Here is a 15446-nt window from a genome sequence, read left to right as displayed (position 1 = left end):
TGAAAGGGAGGGGTGTTTGTCGCTAGCAAGGCTGAAACTTTCCTGCGGGGATAGGGGTATTTTCTTACGTCAGCCGGCCTGAACTTGTCCGTCGAGAACTCGTGGTGACCGACGAATTCCGCAGCCTGGTCGAACGATGCTGCCGGGGCGATCAGCGGGCGATCCGCGCGCTCGTCGATCGCTATCAACAGCAGGTGTTCGGCCTCTGTCTGCGCATGCTGCGCAACTCGCACGATGCCGAGGACGTCGCGCAAGAGACGTTCCTCCGGGCGGTGCGCAGCCTGGACCGCTGGGATCCCGACCGCGAGTTCCTACCCTGGCTGATGACCATTGCCGCCAACCGGTGCCGGACGGCCCTGGCGGCGCGACCCAAGCGGGGGACGACGCTCGACGAGCCTGAACAACTCGTCGACCGATCGGCCGATCCGCACGCTGCCGGGCAGCTTTCCGAAGAAGTAGGGCAGGCGCTGGGACAGATGCGCGACGAGTATCGTCAGGCGCTGTTGCTATTTCATCAGGCCGATTTGAGTTATGTGGAGATTGCACAGGCGCTCGATGTGCCTGTGGGGACGGTGCGGACCTGGGTTCACCGGGGCCGCCGCGAACTGGCCGACCGGCTTCGTCGGCGTCAGGCAATCGAGGAGTATCCCAGTGCGTTGCGAAGAGTTTGAAAGCCTGTGGAACGAACGGCTCGACAACCGCGGGCCGCTCGATTTCGACCAGGAAGCCGCGCTCGAAGAGCATCGGCAAGCGTGCCCGCGCTGTCGCGAGCTGGCGATGGCGCTCGGCGTGGGGCTCGATGTGTTGCACGCGCTGCCGGCCGAGGCGTCGAAGATCGATCTGGCCGACCGCGTGGTGGCGCAGCTGGAGCCACGGCGGCCGCGCGTGCGCCGCCAGTTGGTGTTTGCTGGGGCGTGCCTGGCCGCGGCCGCCAGCGTGGCGCTGGTTGTTTGGAACAGTGCGACCAAACCAGTCGCGCCCGGACAGGGGAAGAAGGTGGAAGTCGTGGCGGTCGAGCCGGCTGCGCGACTAACCCGGCCGAGCGCTGGGCCAGCGGCCGACGGGCCGACGGGGCTGGCGGCGGTCTGGAATCTGATGCCGGAGTTCTCTTCTCATGCCGCGGCGGCCAGCGACATGAACGCCGCCACGACCACCGCCGAGTTGGAAGACGAAGTGATCAACAGCCTGTCGCCGGTCACCAACTCGGCGACCAGCGCCCTGGGCACATTGCGTCGATTGTTGCCTTCGGCAACCGAGGAACCGAGTTCATGATTCGGCCGGTTCTCCAATTGTTGCTGTTGGGCTTGCTCGTGCCGTTGGCGAGCGCGAGGCCTTCGTGGGCGGTCGAACCGTCACGGCCGATCCCGCGTCTTTCATCGCTGGTGCCTGCCGAGGCGGGGCTGGTCATCGAGTTCCACCAGGTTTCGCCCGCCGTGCGCTCAATGCTGGGAAGCGAAGCGCTGGCCCGCTGGCAGCAATCACCCTTTTGGCGGCGCGTGGCAGAGGGGGTGATGAAGGAAGGCCGCAACATCAACGATAAGTTGCAAAAACAAATCGGCGCCGGCCTGCCACAACTGGCCGACCTGCTGCTGGGCGACGAGACGACGCTGGCCATTTGGCCCCCCGATCGCCTCGAAGACAAAGGGACCATGCTCCTGTTGGTGCAAAGCCAGGATCAGCGCCGGCTAGCCGAGTTTGTCGAGCGGCTGGTGAAGGGAAAGGAATCGGTCTTCAAGACCAGCCAGATGCGATTGATCGGTGGCGAGGCGACCATTTACGAGGTCGCACCACCACACATCGAGGACCGGACCTGGATCACGGTCCTCACGCCAGCGCAAGGGATCGCCCAAGGTTCGTTGCTGATCGTGGCCACACACCGCCCGGCGTTCGATATGGCGCTGGCCCATTGGAACCCGGCGGCTGGCAAGCCGCTGACTTTGGAATCGGTGCCCGAGTATCACGAGGCAGTTGGTCGTTTGGACCCCAAGGCGCAGGTGCGCGTTCTACTGAATCCGCGCCGGTGGGACAAGCTACTACGCGAGCAGGCGGCCCCCAGCGGCGAGCCTCGGGCGACCGTGCGGCGTGGGCTGATTAACATCTGGTCGGCCTCGCGCTATCTGGCCGGCACGCTGCGATTTGACGACGCTGTCGAGTGCCAAGTGGTGTGGGACTGCCCGCGTGCGAAGCTGCCGCCGGGATTGCAGCGCGTGGCGTCGGCGCTGGCCGGCGATGTGACGACGATTGGCCATGTGCCCAGCGATGCGTGTCTGGTCGCGGCGGGGCAGTTTGACCTGGGGAGCGTCCTCAAGGCCTGGCTCGGCGAACACTCGGCCGAGCAGCCGGGCTGGTTCAAGCCCGAAGGGGACGTCGGTGCCTGGGCCGGCTTGATGACCGTGCTCAAAGGAGTAGGACCGAACGTGGCAGTCGCGGCCGCACCGGTGTCGAGCGACGCCGAGCAAGCGACTGCCGGCGCGGCGACCACCTCGCCGATCGATTGGGTCGTCTCGCTCGAAACCCAATCCCCTGATGCTGGCAGCGACCAGCCTGCGCTCGCGGAAATGTTCGGGCCAATGGTCCATGCCTGGCTCCAGACGGCGCAACAGGCCGACCGCGCTGCCCGAGAGATGCCCAATCTGAAGGTCGCCAGCCAGCAGAGCGGTGCGATGAAGATCACCAGCCTAGCTGGCTTCGATCGGCACCGCCCCGAGCGGCAACTGTGTCTGGCCACGGCGGGTAACTGGCTGTCGCTGGCCACGTCGGTCACGGTGCTGGAACGCTCGCAGCAGTCGGGTGCCGTGGCCGAGGCGTTGAAACTGGCGGCACCGAACTCGGCGGCGTCGAATTCGGAAGTAGCGACCAGCCAGTTGATCTATGTCGACGTCGAGCGGTTCCGCAAGTTGTATCCGCGCGACGAAGCCAGCGCTGATGGCATTCGACAGCGCGCCCCCTGGGCCAATGAATTCGACCGGGCGGCTCAAGACATACTCCCCTGGCTCGAAGGGCTCGATACAATAAGCGTGCGAGCCCGCTTTGACGAGACCGGCGCCGGGCTGTCGGTGCGGCTCGAATAGCCGGCTCGCGCATGCCCGCGGCCATCGGAGTGGCCATGTTAAGCTCAGCGCACAGGGCATGCCATCGAATGACAGTGCCCTCGAAAGACAGGGAGGTCTCGGTTTCGTCATGCCGTCAGAGCCCCAGAGCGCGCCGCGAAGCGCGCGCCAGCAACCAAGCAAGGATGCACGCGCCGGCGAGGCGACCACCGGCATGCCGCGTGTCTTGGGCATTGACCCGGGCCTAAACGTGACCGGTTACGCCGTGCTCGAGGTGGCGGTCGGCGGGCCGCGCCTGATCGAGGCAGGCATCATCCGGGGGCGCACGCGGAACTCGCTGGCGGCGCGGCTGGACGAGATTTACACCGATTTGTGCGAGACGATCACCACCCATCGGCCCCAGTTCGTGGCCCTAGAACAGTTGTATTCGCATTACCAGCGGCCGCGAACGGCTATTTTGATGGGACACGCCCGGGGAGTAATCTGCCTGGCGGCTCAGCGGAACGGCTTGAGCGTGTCGAGTTACAACGCAACCAAGGTAAAAAAAGCGCTTACTGGCAACGGCCGCGCCAGCAAGCTGCAAATGCAACAGGCGGTGACGCGGGAACTACGGCTGCAACAAATGCCCGAGCCGCACGACGTGGCGGACGCCTTGGCGATTGCCCTGTGTCACTATTACACTCAGCCCGAGTGGGTGTCGCTGGCGCGGCGCGGAGTGGTGGATCGCAAGCGGTGATGGATAGCTAGAGTCAAACCATTGGGTAGCCCGGACAGCTTGTCTGTCCGGGTCGTACAAACGACAAGAGGGCCGAGGCGACGTGTCGAAGCGGAGGGACAGTTGACCACAGAGTCCTCTTGCTGCTTCGCAACCCCGACAACAAGTTGTCGCGGCCACCCCGAGTTTTGTCCCCCACGAAATACGAATCGAGCATTGATGATTACCAAGATTACCGGACAGTTGTTGGCCTTGGCGGATGAGATTGCGACATTGCGCGTCGAGGCGTTTGAATATGAAGTGCGGATCACCGACTACACGCGGCGGCAACTGCAGTCTCAACTGGGCCAGGCGATCAGTCTGCACACGATTCAGTATCTCGAAGGCAGTAACATGGCCAGCCGCATGACGCCGCGGCTGATCGGGTTCGTGAACGTGGCCGAACGCGAATTCTTCGATCTGATCTGCTCGGTCGATGGGGTGGGGGTGAAAAAGGCGCTGCGTGCCATGACCCGGCCGGTGCGCGATTTCGCCATTGCCATCGAAGAGCAGGACACCAAGTCGCTGGCTGCGCTACCGGGCATTGGCGCCGCCACGGCCGAGCGGATCGTGGCCAAGCTGCGGCGCAAGGTGCCGAAGTTCGCGCTCTTGGTCGATCGACTGGAATCGCATGAAGCCCAGGTCGAGCACGACGTCATCAAGGAATCGTACGAAGCCTTGCGTTCGCTGGGGCATTCCGAGGCTGAATCCCGCCGGCTGCTCGACAACGTACTGAAGGCGAAGAAGAAGTTTCCCGACGTCGAGAGCGTCCTGGCGGCGATCTACCAAGCGCAGCGCGGGTAATCGCTCCGCGTGGCGACCATTATCGCGCGAGGCGACGTCGTGCCACAACTGGTCGAATCTCATCCCCAGGGGGCAGTGCTGGCGGTCAAGGCCCAGCCTGGAGCGCGACGTAATGGAATCGTCGGGCTGCGCAACGGAGCCCTGCGCGTGGCGGTGACTCAAGCGCCGGAGCGCGGCAAGGCAAACCGAGCGATCATCGAAGTGCTGGCCGACGAACTTGAACTGCGCCGCGGCCAGATCGAGCTTCTGTCGGGCGACACGTCGGCCGAGAAGCGGTTTCTGATCGCTGGGGTGACCGCCGAGGAACTATCGCGGCGCGTCGAAGCCGCGCTGGCGTAATCACGGCGAACGGTACGAGTTAGAGATCGTCGTACGAGATGGCCTTGATCTTGAACTTCATCGTGCCGCGGGGGACGGAGATTTCGACCTTGTCTCCCACCTGCTTGCCGACCAACCCTTGGGCCAGCGGGCTGGTAATCAGGATTTTGCCCGTGTCATAATCTTCATCGCCAGCGCCGACCAGAGTGAACTCTTCGTCGTCGCCAAAGTCCAAATCGGTGACAAGCACCTTGCAGCCAAAGCCGACTTCGTCCTTCTTGATGGTCGAAGCGTCGATGATTTTGGCCCGCGAGAGCTTGTCGCTCAGCATGTTGATCTTGGCCTGCATCAGTCCTTGCGATTCGCGCGCGCCGTGGTATTCGGCGTTTTCCTTCAGATCCCCCTCGGCGCGGGCCTCGGCGATGCGAACCGCGATCTTGGGCATTTCCACGTCTTGCATGTGCCTGAGTTCCGCCATCAGCTTGTCATAGCCGTTGCGGCTCATGGGGATCGAATCCATCGCCTTCACCTATCTGGAAAACAAAAACGCGGTTCATCGACCAAGGGGGTCGAGACCGCGGTGCGAACTTGTCAAGCCGGTTCGGGCAACCCGAACGTATCGGCAACGAAAAGCAATTGTGACGGGCCAGCCGGGGCATGTAAAGCCGCCGCCTGGGCGCTTGGCCGCACGTCAAACGTCGTCAGGTCGTACCGCTAAGTACTGGCACGCGAGCGATTGGGCATGCGATCTTCGGGCAGGTAGAGCAATCGCCCGCAGGTCTGGCACTGCACGACTTTGTCGAGCGCCAGCGAGTTCTGCATGTTGGGGGTAATGTGCTGGAAGCAGCCGCCGCAACTGTCCCCTTCAACCTCGGCCATGGCCTCGAAGCCCTTGGCGTTGACCACGCGCAGGTAGAACTCCAGCGCTTCGGGGGGCAGTTGTTTCTCGACGGGCCGAAGTTCGGTTTCCAATCGCGTCACGTCGCCAGCAATCAGTCCCGATTGTTCCTGGACCTGCTTCTGGGCCTTGGAGTGTTCTTGTTGCACCAGGGCCAGGCGTTGCTCGGACTCGGCAACTTGCTTTTTGAAGGTTTCGAGTTTTTCCATCCCTTCGAGAATCTCGTCCGACAAGACGCTGCCGGCCATTTCGTCGGCGGCGATCTGATCGCGGAAGGCTTGGTACTCGCGATTGCTGTTCGCGGTGTTCAGCTTGGTGCGCAGATCGGCGAGCTTGGACTCGCCGCTTTTTAGTTGCAGTTGCTTTTGATCAACCGCCATCCGAGCGGCCTTTTGATCGGACTTGATCTGATTCAACTCGGCTTCGGCCTTGGCCACGTTGGCCTCGCGAGCCTTGAGCATTCGCGGCCCTCGTTCGAGCCGATCACGCAAATCGCCCAGTTGTCGATGGATGCGGTGCAGTTGTCGGAGCACCGCGCCAATACCTGACATATCGCTTCCTCGTTCCTACCGCGGGGGGCATCGTCGAGCGACGGGCCCAGACAGCCTCCCCGCCAGCAGATACTTTGCGGCCAGGGGGCGAATCGCTCGTGTTCTGATTCTCTCTGCCCGAGGCATTTCACGCAATCGGGTGCGTGGAGCGAATCGTGGCATTTGCTGGGAAGATGTACCGCTAAGTTCAGCGGCGCAAGGCACCTGGGGCAGGGCATGGACGACCAGTGACACGCCCTGAATTACCTCAGTTAAATGGATAGTCGTGCGGCCCCCCCGCGAGGCGTGGCCCCTGACAAATGGTCGCCATTTGGACCATGCGCAAGGAAATTGGATCGTGCGCAATAAAAAAGGCCGCTCCTCATCTTGCGACGAGGAGCGGCCCAAGATCGGACCAAAAAACCAGGAGAACTTGCCGCCTTCCTTCAGGGAGGGAGTCGACTCAGTTCACCCGTCAGGCCTTAGGCCGACGGACCCGGCTTCTTGTCACCCTTCGGAGGAGCCGACTCGCTCTTTTCAGCGGCCGGGGCATCGCACGCCGGAGCGCAGGCCGCCGGAGCGCAGCAGGCCGGTTCGCAGCAAGCGGGCTTGCAGCAACGGTTACGATGGAACAGGCGGTGATGACGACGGCCCGAGCAGCCGCAGCAGTCAGCCGGAGCGCAGCAAGCCGGAGCAGCCGGAGCGCAGCAAGCGGGGGCCGAGCAGCCATCGCAAGCGCCACTGCAGCCGTGGCAGCCGTGACCAGCCATCACCTTGTTGTTTTCACCGCCCACCAGGGCGATACCAACAACCGCGAAGAAAATCGCGATACCGAAAACCAAAGCACGATTCATCCTCAAGTCCTCCACAAAAAACTAGTACCGTACGTACGGGAACGAACCACTGCCGTCTTCCTGGGTCTCGCCCCCCAGTGTGACGGCAGTCACGGGAGGCCACAATTGCCCTAAAAACTGCGATGTGCTGACGCTAGCAACAGTCGGTCGATTGCCCTGTCAAACAAACCTTGCCGGTTACAGCATCAGGCACAAGTACACAGGTTAGGTCGGTTAAGTTAGCATTGCCGATCGCGATGTCAAGTACCGAAATGGAAACGTAAACGTATTGCGTTGTTTCGGCATTCTGGGTGCTTGACGATGATTTTCGAGTAAGTTTACACCAAAATCAATTCGGGTGGGGAAAGCAGCGTAAAAAAAGTTGTTTTGGTTGCCCGTGACGACCGGCTTGTTAGCCATTCCTAAACCATTTGTCGGATAATGGCTTACGTCGTTTTTTCTTGGCGATGTTAAACTTTGTCAGTGCTAGCAATTGGCTCGACCGACGTAACGGTGCGGGCTTTGCTAGCCAGAAAGCATTGCAGGCGATGCTGTCAATGCTGTCCCGTAGAAGCCTCTTCGGCCAGGGGGGGCACTCAGCGTTAGAGATCGCGCAAGAGTCGGAGCAAAAGGCCCTGGCACCGCTCCGTTGGCAACCGCGAGGAAGGCGTCAAAGAGCGCACAGACTGCCAAACAGACGCAGCGTGCGCAATGCGCGGACGATTCATGTCGATCGCGCGGCCGGAAATGGCTCAGAGCTGCGCGTCAAAGTAATCAGTGAGCAGGCTGGTTTACCATTGGATCGCGTTATCGCTGAACGGTGCCCGGCGCGGTGGCCTGCTGCGGTGGTAACGTGCCCGACGGCGTGGGGGCAAAGCCGCTCGCTTGTGCGCGAGTCGTTTGGGCCTTGGCTGCTTGTATCCGCCGATTCATTTCCAGTTCGGCCGCTTGTTGCTTGCGGACCATGTCTTCGGGGTCTTCAAAATTGAGCATCAACGCCGGTTGATCGTCGAATATCTTGCTGGCCATGCCGAACACGCGCCAGCCTTCCGGCTCATACTTGGCCAGCCAGACGATCATATCCGACTGCGGCTTGCCGTCGTCGCCAACGTCGGTCCATTGCGTGGCCACTTGGGCGGTGCCGTCGGCTTGCATTTCGGTTTCGAGGATCGCGAACTTGGCGGTGTCGCTTCCTTGCGGGGCGACGATCAGGTTCATCTGGGCGGTCTTTTCACGTGCCGCCTTGGTGAGCATGGCTGCGGCCTGCTGTTCCTGACCGGTGCGAACGGCTTCGAGGAACGCATGGACCGAGCGGTCGGCGCCCGGCTGATTGGCGCCGGCGGCGGGCCCACTCGACGAAGAACCGCAACCGGCAAGCGTGAGGAATCCAGCAACCAAGGCCCAAGTGGTCAGGTGGCGATCCATCGCTACGGTCTCCTGAAAACATTCGTTGTCGGCCGGCACGAGTGCAATTCGGCGTAACCGAGCGGCATTTTGCGTGTATTGAGCCCGGCATCCCTGCCGGCGCAGCGGAAGTGTCGCACGAACCAGCCCGCAGGGTCAAGACGAATATCGCCGCGCAGGTTGGCGAACAGCGCGTGCTAGCAGGAGGAGGAAGAGAGGATAGAGACGACGGGCTAGAGACTAGGGCAGGGCACTCGATCAGCCTGCCCCTAGGCCGCGATCGAAGGCGTCTTGATCGCGCTGGTAGAGGGCCAGTTCCGCTTCGAACGTCTCGCTGCCGATCTCCCAAACCGGGTTTTCGTCGGTGTACCGGTTGCAATGGGCCACGAACAACCGGTAGAGGAACTTGAACAAGTGACGCGGCACGCGCAGGCTCTGCAGGGCGTCGATCAGCCGCCGCTCGCCGACCTTGGCGTCGAACAACTCCTTGAGCGAGGGCTTCTTGCCCGGCGCGGCACAGGCCCGCAAGCGTGCGTTGGCCACGTCGTACAACGCCTCGCCGGTCCATTCCAGCGAGCGGATCATGTTCTGCTTGTCCAGGCGCGACCGCTGGTAGAAATCGCGGTCTTCGCGGTCAATGAAGTAGGCCAACTCGATCGGCAGCAGCAGTTTGAAGCCCAGCCCCGGTTGTTTCAAAAACTTGTTGTCGAGCATCGGCCAGAGCAAGGCCCGCATCTGTTCCGGCGAGCCGTTGATCAAATGAGGCTCGTCCACGCGATCGATCAGCACTAGGACGCCTGGAAAACCGAGGGTCGAAAGCAACCCCTGAAACTTCTCGAACATTGTGAACCGGTCGTCGGTGCGCTCGTGCGTCGGCATCGGCTGGCCGGCCAGTTCATCACTGGAGAATGAGTTGAATATCTTGGTCAGTGGGCCGACCGGGCGATTCAACACTTTCAGGTTGCGGGCCACTCGCCGGGCGCGCGTCCAGCCGCGCAACAACTTCCACAGCCACGGCAACCAGGCCGCCGCGGCCGCCAGGTACGGCCAAGGGGTCGCCAGCCAGTGCCACTCTTGCAAGCCAATGGTTAGTCCGGCAATCGTCAGGAAGACCACGATTCCCAGCGTCGTCGGCCAAAGCGTCTTCCACGTGCGAAATCTGAGGACGCGACGCAGCCGGTTCCAGCGCGCCACGGGGGTCTCGGCCGTCGACCGGTCGTAACAGGCTGCCAAAAGCAGCAAGTCGCGAGCCTGGTGCCGCGACAGGAGCTTTGGTTCCAATCGCCCGACACTGGCCGCGCCGGTGGTCTCGTCGACCGGCGGAGCCTTGCCATTGGCCGCCGGCGCCGGGCCGACCAAGGCGTCGACCAACTGGGTGACGCCAATGGCCAGAATCGCGTCCATGTGGTCCCACAGCTTCCATTCCCCCAGCACTCGGTCGACGCGGCGTTTGCGGCGGCTGAGCGTGTCGCGAAAGCGATCGAGGAACGGGTTGAAGTCGTCATACTCGATAACGAACAACCGCTGGTTGGGATTGGCCTGGTTGAACCGGGCCACTTCCCGGGCGATTTGCAAGCGGAGGGCCGTCTTTCCGGCCCCTTTCTCGCCAAACACGACCGAGGTGCTGGGCTCGCGCGGGTCGCCGCAGATTTTGTCCCAGGTCGGATGGCGCATGCTGGCGATGCAGTGTTCTTTGAACACCGGATCAGTCTGCGCGTCTTCTTCCACGAACGGATTGCTGGCAATGCCGTGGTGGTCGAGGAATTGCTGAATGTTCATGCACGTGCCAAACGAACCGGAGGACGAAATCTGGCGGATAACCTCGGTGGACTAGTTCACCTGCAGGCTGTCGATCATCTTCAGGAAGGCCGCCTCGTGCTTGGCCACCGTGGCCTGAGGACCGTAGAACTTGATGAAGTAGTTGCCAGCCGGCTTGCCGTCCTTTTTCAGCGAGATGATCGCGGCAAGCATCCGATAATTCGGACGCTCAATGGCTGGCCCCGGGGCGAATGGTCCCGGGCGGTCCATGTAGGTGCCGCTAACGTCAACGACGACCACTTCCTGGCCGCTGACCGTGCGCTTGTCGAGCTTGGCCTTGTCCTTGGTGCTCGAACCGTCCGCCTGGTTGAACTGGCCGTACCAGCGATTGATGTTGTCGTCGATCGACCCGCCGGCCCCCATGACCGTGGTGCGTCCCGCGGCCGAATCTCCTTCGACCGGGGCGATCTCGAATTCGTATTCAATGATGCGCGACTTGGGCTGCGTCGCCTTCCAGCCCTCGGGCACGGTCAGCTTGGCCACGCCATCGGCCAGGGTGAAAGTGTTGTCGGCGGCCGCGACGGTCGCAGCATTGACAGCGAGCGCCAAGCCAAGGCTCAACAAGCCCGCCAGGGCCGAGCGAAGCGTAAGGAACGGCATGTTTGCATCTCCGGGTAGGTGCGACTTGGAAGTTGGTGAATGGTCAGGTGACGGCGAAGCAAGGACTCGCCAGTAAAGTCAGCCGCTGAACATCGTAGATGATGCGAAGCGTCGCGGCCAGCGACAAGGGGGTGCAACCTAGTCGTGGGAAATGACGATGAAATAGGGTGGCCCAGCCGCTTGCCGGCTGGGTCGCGAAAGCGACAAGAAGAAGCATTGATGTCGGCTGATCGGCAGCGTCGCTCGGTCTTCTTGTTGCTGACGCAACCACGGCCGACTAGCGGCCGGGCCAGCCGAGTCTCGGCGGAGACTCTCGGGCGACCCCGTAACGTACCCATCCAACGCGAGCCATGAACCGGCCTGAATAACTGAAGGGCGGCCCAGGTTATTCGTGCCGCAAGGCTTCGATCGGGTCCATGTAGGCGGCGCGATAAGCTGGATACAGCCCGAACATCACCCCCACGCCGACCGAAATGAGAAACGCCGCCGCCACCGACCAGTAGGCAATCAACGGCTGCAATCCCTGCAACACGGGTAGCGCGGTAAGCACGTCGGGAAACAGGTTCGCCAGCAGGAACCGCGCGAATTTCACGGCCGGCGAAACCAGGAAGCCGACCATCACGCCCAGCAAGCCCCCCGTGCCGGTCAACACCACGGTCTCGGTCAGGAATTGCTCGATGATGTCGCGTTGCTTGGCCCCCAAGGCCCGGCGGATGCCGATCTCGCGGGTCCGCTCGGTGACCGTGGCAAGCATGATGTTCATAATGCCAATGCCGCCGACGAACAGCGAGATGCCGGCGATCAGCACCAGCAGCACGTTGAACGTGATTCGCGTCAGTTCGGCCTCGCGCAGCAGCTCTTGCGGCACCACGATGCTGTAGTCGACCGTCTTGTGATACATCTTCAACAGCGCGCGGATATTGTCGGCCACCGTGTTCACGTCCTTGATGTCGTGGACCGTGACGGTGATCTGGCTGAGTTCGACGACTTCGCCTTCCAGGCTGCCCGAGCGCGCGGTCATCACCTGGTCGCCGATTCGCGAGCGGAGCGTGCTGATCGGAATGTAGACGTTGTTGTTGTAGTCGTCGCCCGACAGGCTGCCACCAATGGCACCGGTGGCCTCGCGGGCCTGGACCACGCCGATGATCACGTAGAAATCCTTGTCGACCTGAACGCTGCGGCCGATCGGGTCTTCGTAGGGGAACAGCCCCGTGACCTGGCCATCAGATTCGTGGTGAGCGATGTTGGCTCCAAGCACGCAAACATTGTCCCGCCGGTCGAGATCGCGATCGCTGATAAACCGCCCCGCGGACATCTTGAGATGATTCATCTCGAAGTACTTGGGCGAACAGCCGACCAGGGTGATGTCCATTGTTTCCGATTGATACCGAGCGTTGCGGGACATGACGCGCAGCGGCACGGCGTCCTCGAGCCAAGGGTGCAGCGTCGACTGCACACGCTCGAAATCCTCGCGCAACAGGCCATAGCGCTGAAACCGCGACGTCGAACCCGAGGAGACTTCACTGGGCTTGATGCTGCGGATGATGATGTTCCGCGCGCCGAGTTCCTTGATGCGGTCCTGGGCCTGCTGGCTGACCCCTTCGCCCATCGCCACCAGCCAGATCACCGCCCAGACGCCGATGGTAATCCCCAGCACCGCCAAGCCCGAGCGCAGCTTGTGCAGCATCAGGCTTTTCAGGCCCAGCCGGAATGTCTGCACCAGGCGAGCGAGCAAGTGAGCACCGTGAACGTCGCGAAAGTAAGAAAGTGAGTCGTTGCCTGGCCGATCCCTTACGAACCGTTCGGGGCGCCGGCTGCTCGTTCTACTATGAACCGACGCGGGCCGGCGTCAAACCGATGCGAGCCTCAGCGGCCCGCGGCTGCCGCCGGGGGGGGCGAGTTCGCTGGCAGGACCGTCGGGGCGCTGGCCGTGGCGGTAACGGCGGGTTCGGCCGTGGCCGGCTTGGTTGCGGCCGGATTGGTTGTAGCGGGCACCGAGTCCAAGGAGCTGAAGTCAGGACGCCCGCCCTGGCCACCGGGGCCACGTCCCTGTCCACCGCCCGGGCCACCCTGTCCAGCGGGATCGCCTTGCCCTCCAGAGCCCCCCTGTGCGCCCCCTTGCTTGGCGCGATTGGCCCGGGCCCGGGCCGCTTCGCCAGCGTCGATGAAACCGTCCTTATTCGAGTCGATCGTATCGAAGAATGCCTTCATCCGTTCGGGAGCTTCTTCCAGGCTGACTTTGCCGTCGCCGTTGGCGTCGGCGCGCATGATATCCACGCCGCCGCCACTACGACCGGCGCCCCCGGCCGCGGCGTGATTCGCGCCCGGCCCTGGTCCTTCGCCGCGCGGCGCACCGCCATTCGAGGCGCCGTCATCCTTGCGTTGCGATTGGCCGAACTTGCTCTTGACGTCATCCTGGCCCGACTTCAGCACGTCTTCGCGGGCGTCGGCGATCACGGCCCGCGGGTTGAGCACGACGTCTTCCGCTTCGACGAGGCCGTCTTTGACTTCGATCATCTTGTTATTGGTCACGCCGACGATCACCGGTCGGCGCTCGATCGCGCCGGAGGGCTTGCGGACCCAGGCATGGAACGTGCGATTCTTCTCGACCACTGACTGGACTGGCACGGTGAGGATGTCTTTCAAGTCCGCGATCAGAATTTCAACCTCGGCCGTCATGCCAGGTCGCAGCTTGCCGTTGGTTTCCCCCTCGATGCGGACATAGGTGGCGTATTCCTTGACGTTGGCCGACATGAAACTGGTCGGCTCGGGCTGATTGGCGATGGAAATCACCTCGCCCTGAAACACCCGGTCTTGAATCTTTAGATGGGCGCGCATGCCGGGAGTGATGCTTTCGATCCGCGATTCGTGGACCAGTACCCGGCATTGCATCTGGGACAAGTCGGGCACGCGGAGAATCGTCTGCTGATCGCGGACGCTGGCACCTTCTTCGATTTTCACGCCCGAACTGCTGCTGCGATAGCCGCTGCTGGATTCGTTGGCGTAGACGACCATGCCGTCCTGCGGCGCGGCAATCTGGCAGTTATCCAGGGCCGTTTGCAACCGCTTGAGCCGGACACCTTCCAGGTCGCAGGCCGCCTGCTCGCTGCGCATGCGCGCTTCGGTCGTATCGCGCAACGCTTCGAGATCACCCTGCATCTTTGGCTTGGTGAACTTTTCAAGCACGTTCTTGGCCAGTTCGGCCGTCTGCAAGTCGAGCTTGGATTTCTCGACGGCAAACCGCTGGGCGTCCAACTGCAACGGCGTGACGTAACCTTTGCGGGCCAATCGCGAGGTGTGCTGCAGCGTATTCTCGGCGCCGCGCAGGTTTTCGAGCGCCACGCTCATCTGCGCTTCGATCAACTGCATATCCTTGCGGTACGTCCCTTCCAGGTATTCCTTGACGGCAATACAGGCGCCGTTGTAATCCTTTTCAGCCTGAATGCGCGTGGCGTTGGCGCGCTCAAAGACAATCCGCTGCTGGTTGATCTGTTCTTCGAGCAGCGAGCTATCGAGCTTGACCAGCAGATCACCCTTCTTGGCCTCGGAACCATCGGCGACGATCCACAAAATCGTGCTGCCGCCCTGAACATGGCATTTGACGTCGATGTTGGCGGCGCTTTCCAGGTTGCCGTCTTCGATCACGGTGACGATCAACTCGCCCCGCTGGACCTTTTGGGTCATAATGTGTTGATCGTCAACGCTCGCGCCTGACGATTGCAGGTAGACCGCCACCGCGGCGACGCCACCGACAAACACCAGCCCCAGGGGCAACATCCAGACCCAGGCGGCCGAGCGGGCCTTGGGCTTCTTGCGTCCGGCGGGCGCGGTCGGAGGGGCCCACGGCTGCGCGATGTCGTGAATTGAGTCGGGCGTGGTGGCCATGAAAATCCTTTGGTCAGCCCGAATGAAACCCCGGCCGTGGGCCACAGGTTCCGTTCAAGCGCGTGCATTGCTGCGAATTGTTTTGAGCGGCGTCCCAAGGGTAGCCGGTAGGCGCGTATCGGAAGCGTCTTCCGCCAGGCGTGATCAATCGGCCGGCGGAGAAACATCGGACGTAAGGTGGGGCAAATCGCTAGTTATTTATTCTCCGCTGCCGCATGCAGGGCTGCAATAGGATTCGCCCCCAGTTTGCTCGGCGGAAGCCACGGATTGGCGGGAGATTAGGGCCGGATCCGCCACCGCGGCAGTTTCAACGCGCACCGCTAAAACCGCTCAGGGCAACGTCAGAGTCAGGCAACGACGTATCGTTGGTTCGCCATCGTGCGGTTTGGGATGGAACGAGCGAGACCGCCGATGTCCACGCCCAGGTTTTTACGCGGTACGTGGGGGATTGGGTCGAACTGCGCGATCGATGCTGGCGCGCAACGTGACGAAACATTCATGGACCATCGGCCATGATCTGAAAAAATCGTTGTGCCTCGCTCGGCGGCGAAT

The 15446-nt window shown here is 62.3% G+C and carries 13 protein-coding genes; 6 read left to right on the top strand and 7 right to left on the bottom strand.

The window, feature by feature from the left end:
- Nucleotides 1–104 precede the first annotated feature (104 nt).
- From JSS27_06590 to JSS27_06565, 6 genes are all read left to right on the top strand, one after another.
- The gene (locus tag JSS27_06590; protein MBS0208607.1) at nt 105–671 is read left to right on the top strand and encodes a sigma-70 family RNA polymerase sigma factor; all 567 of its coding nucleotides are present in this window, start codon (nt 105–107) and stop codon (nt 669–671) included.
- Nucleotides 652–1272: a zf-HC2 domain-containing protein gene (locus tag JSS27_06585; protein MBS0208606.1), complete on the top strand. Its 621-nt coding sequence runs from the start codon at nt 652–654 to the stop codon at nt 1270–1272. Before JSS27_06590 ends, JSS27_06585 begins: the two co-directional genes overlap by 20 nt.
- Complete coding sequence (locus JSS27_06580; protein ID MBS0208605.1) at nt 1269–3071, top strand: hypothetical protein; 1803 nt, start codon at nt 1269–1271, stop codon at nt 3069–3071. The genes JSS27_06585 and JSS27_06580 overlap by 4 nt, the downstream gene beginning before the upstream one ends.
- Nucleotides 3072–3264: 193 nt before the next feature.
- Nucleotides 3265–3786: a crossover junction endodeoxyribonuclease RuvC gene (gene ruvC / locus JSS27_06575; GenBank protein ID MBS0208604.1), complete on the top strand. Its 522-nt coding sequence runs from the start codon at nt 3265–3267 to the stop codon at nt 3784–3786.
- A 198-nt stretch (nt 3787–3984) separates the two neighbouring features.
- A complete protein-coding gene (locus JSS27_06570) occupies nt 3985–4608 on the top strand; it encodes a Holliday junction DNA helicase RuvA (GenBank protein MBS0208603.1) in 624 nt (207 codons plus the stop codon).
- 48 nt (nt 4609–4656) lie between these two features.
- On the top strand, nt 4657–4947 hold the full coding sequence (locus JSS27_06565; protein MBS0208602.1) for a DUF167 domain-containing protein: 291 nt from the start codon (nt 4657–4659) through the stop codon (nt 4945–4947).
- Nucleotides 4948–4966: 19 nt separating this feature from the next.
- On the opposite strand, the gene greA is transcribed toward JSS27_06565, so the two are convergent.
- The 7 genes from greA to JSS27_06530 all read right to left on the bottom strand — a co-directional run bounded on the left by greA (nt 4967) and on the right by JSS27_06530 (nt 14894).
- Nucleotides 4967–5431, bottom strand: coding sequence for a transcription elongation factor GreA (gene greA, locus JSS27_06560; GenBank protein MBS0208601.1), 465 nt, complete (start codon nt 5429–5431; stop codon nt 4967–4969).
- Nucleotides 5432–5640: 209 nt separating this feature from the next.
- Nucleotides 5641–6375: a phospholipase gene (locus JSS27_06555; GenBank protein MBS0208600.1), complete on the bottom strand. Its 735-nt coding sequence runs from the start codon at nt 6373–6375 to the stop codon at nt 5641–5643.
- 1619 nt (nt 6376–7994) lie between these two features.
- Nucleotides 7995–8612, bottom strand: coding sequence for a hypothetical protein (locus tag JSS27_06550; protein ID MBS0208599.1), 618 nt, complete (start codon nt 8610–8612; stop codon nt 7995–7997).
- A 237-nt stretch (nt 8613–8849) separates the two neighbouring features.
- Nucleotides 8850–10370, bottom strand: coding sequence for a hypothetical protein (locus tag JSS27_06545; GenBank protein MBS0208598.1), 1521 nt, complete (start codon nt 10368–10370; stop codon nt 8850–8852).
- A gap of 51 nt (nt 10371–10421) precedes the next feature.
- On the bottom strand, nt 10422–11009 hold the full coding sequence (locus JSS27_06540) for a hypothetical protein (GenBank protein MBS0208597.1): 588 nt from the start codon (nt 11007–11009) through the stop codon (nt 10422–10424).
- A 385-nt stretch (nt 11010–11394) separates the two neighbouring features.
- Nucleotides 11395–12696, bottom strand: coding sequence for an ABC transporter permease (locus JSS27_06535; GenBank protein ID MBS0208596.1), 1302 nt, complete (start codon nt 12694–12696; stop codon nt 11395–11397).
- 179 nt (nt 12697–12875) lie between these two features.
- On the bottom strand, nt 12876–14894 hold the full coding sequence (locus JSS27_06530; GenBank protein ID MBS0208595.1) for an HlyD family efflux transporter periplasmic adaptor subunit: 2019 nt from the start codon (nt 14892–14894) through the stop codon (nt 12876–12878).
- Nucleotides 14895–15446 lie beyond the last annotated feature (552 nt).

It is taken from the genome of Planctomycetota bacterium, from assembly GCA_018242585.1.
Classification (GTDB): Bacteria; Planctomycetota; Planctomycetia; order Pirellulales; family PNKZ01; genus JAFEBQ01.
Note: the sequence above shows the minus strand (reverse complement) of the source record. Positions and strands in the feature narration are given on the sequence as shown.

What these genes read in the sequence shown, in the direction of transcription:
- JSS27_06580 (MBS0208605.1), top strand. Translation starts at nt 1,269, where the DNA reads ATGATTCGGCCGGTTCTCCAATTGTTGCTGTTGGGCTTGCTCGTGCCG.
- ruvC (MBS0208604.1), top strand. Translation starts at nt 3,265, where the DNA reads ATGCCGCGTGTCTTGGGCATTGACCCGGGCCTAAACGTGACCGGTTAC.
- JSS27_06570 (MBS0208603.1), top strand. Translation starts at nt 3,985, where the DNA reads ATGATTACCAAGATTACCGGACAGTTGTTGGCCTTGGCGGATGAGATT.
- greA (MBS0208601.1), bottom strand. Translation starts at nt 5,431, where the DNA reads ATGAGCCGCAACGGCTATGACAAGCTGATGGCGGAACTCAGGCACATG.
- JSS27_06555 (MBS0208600.1), bottom strand. Translation starts at nt 6,375, where the DNA reads ATGTCAGGTATTGGCGCGGTGCTCCGACAACTGCACCGCATCCATCGA.
- JSS27_06550 (MBS0208599.1), bottom strand. Translation starts at nt 8,612, where the DNA reads ATGGATCGCCACCTGACCACTTGGGCCTTGGTTGCTGGATTCCTCACG.
- JSS27_06545 (MBS0208598.1), bottom strand. Translation starts at nt 10,370, where the DNA reads ATGAACATTCAGCAATTCCTCGACCACCACGGCATTGCCAGCAATCCG.
- JSS27_06540 (MBS0208597.1), bottom strand. Translation starts at nt 11,009, where the DNA reads ATGCCGTTCCTTACGCTTCGCTCGGCCCTGGCGGGCTTGTTGAGCCTT.
- JSS27_06535 (MBS0208596.1), bottom strand. Translation starts at nt 12,696, where the DNA reads ATGCTGCACAAGCTGCGCTCGGGCTTGGCGGTGCTGGGGATTACCATC.
- JSS27_06530 (MBS0208595.1), bottom strand. Translation starts at nt 14,894, where the DNA reads ATGGCCACCACGCCCGACTCAATTCACGACATCGCGCAGCCGTGGGCC.